The 1,190-nt window shown below is 53.2% G+C and carries 1 protein-coding gene; it reads right to left on the reverse strand.

What is annotated here, in order from left to right; genetic code table 11:
* Positions 1–36: 36 nt before the first annotated feature.
* A complete protein-coding gene (locus tag HDC30_RS28960; protein ID WP_103369841.1) occupies positions 37–972 on the reverse strand; it encodes a transposase in 936 nt (311 codons plus the stop codon).
* Positions 973–1,190 lie beyond the last annotated feature (218 nt).

A 1,190-nucleotide genomic window follows, 5' to 3' on the forward strand; every position in this document is an offset into this window, starting at 1 on the left:
GTGGGAGATTCTATGTTGCTCAGCAACCCTAGAATCTCAAACTGATCGGTATTCGCCCTGATTCTTCATCAGGGTGAATGCCACTCGGCAGAGCTTGCGAGCAAGAGCTACCAATGCCTGTGTTTTCGAGAAGCCTCTGGCCAGGTATGACTCGTAAAAAGGTTTCCACTTGGTTGAGCGACACGCCGCCATTGCGGCGTTGTAGGCTAATCGACGGATCTCCGGATCTCCTTTTTTGCTCAGGAACCTCGGGCCGTTCTTTTTCCCCGAATCGTCCACCGTCAGATCCATACCCAAAAACGCGATGAACGCGTCGCTGTTGGCAAAGTCACCGCGCATATAGGTCGTTGCCAACCCAGTCGCAGTCAGCTCTCCCACGCCCTCGATTGCTTTGCAGCGGTCAATATTGTCATCAATACCGGCCTCTTTGCTGACTTTGCGCAGCAGTTTTTGAATGACCTTGTCGGATCGCTCGAATGCCTTTTGCTGAGCCGTACGTTCTTTCTTCAGCAAGGGTTCATCGGCCCAGCTCAACATCAGACCCGTATGGTTCTGAATCAGCGTCGCGCGTCTGTGCAGCAAGCTTTTCAGTACGGTGTAGGCTTTAGGAGGCGGGTTCCAAAGCCGCAGTTTGCTTTGTTCATTCGTCAGATAGCGTGCGAGCACGCGTGCATCGCAGGGATCATTTTTGGCTCGCTGACCGACACCGCGACGATAGTGGCTGACTCGATAAGCATCCACCACATAGACCTGATGTCCCATCGCATGAGCCAGATCAACAGTCTCCAAATGGTAGATATTGGTGGCTTCGACAGCGATAGCGCTTTGCGCGGGCAGAGTTTTGAGCCAACGTTTGAGGGCGGCACGATCATTCTTGACCGCTTCAATGGTTTCCAGGTCGGCGCGATAGACAACGATTTCGGCCTTGGCGATATCGATACCAACAACCGTCTGCGAAGTAAGGATTGTCATGACGAATCCTCGGAGCTAGGGTTTAAGAGCTTGTTGGGGTCTACCGTTGCGCTGGCTTGTCTCTGTCGTCGGTTTACCGATGAATTCCTTATTGGCGCTTTGGGTAGAAGGGGCGGGACGAGAAGTCTCCCACGGTCTGTACTGGTCAGAGTCAGAATCGAGTCTGTAGTCCCGCCCACCCCTTCAAGTCTAAACATACAAGCGAGCCTGCTCGCGAA

This window comes from Pseudomonas sp. JAI115, from assembly GCF_014200835.1.
Taxonomy (GTDB): Bacteria; Pseudomonadota; Gammaproteobacteria; order Pseudomonadales; family Pseudomonadaceae; genus Aquipseudomonas; species Aquipseudomonas putida_A.

Bases quoted from the DNA above. Each gene is read 5' to 3' on its own strand.
- HDC30_RS28960 (WP_103369841.1), bottom strand. From the start codon at position 972: ATGACAATCCTTACTTCGCAGACGGTTGTTGGTATCGATATCGCCAAG.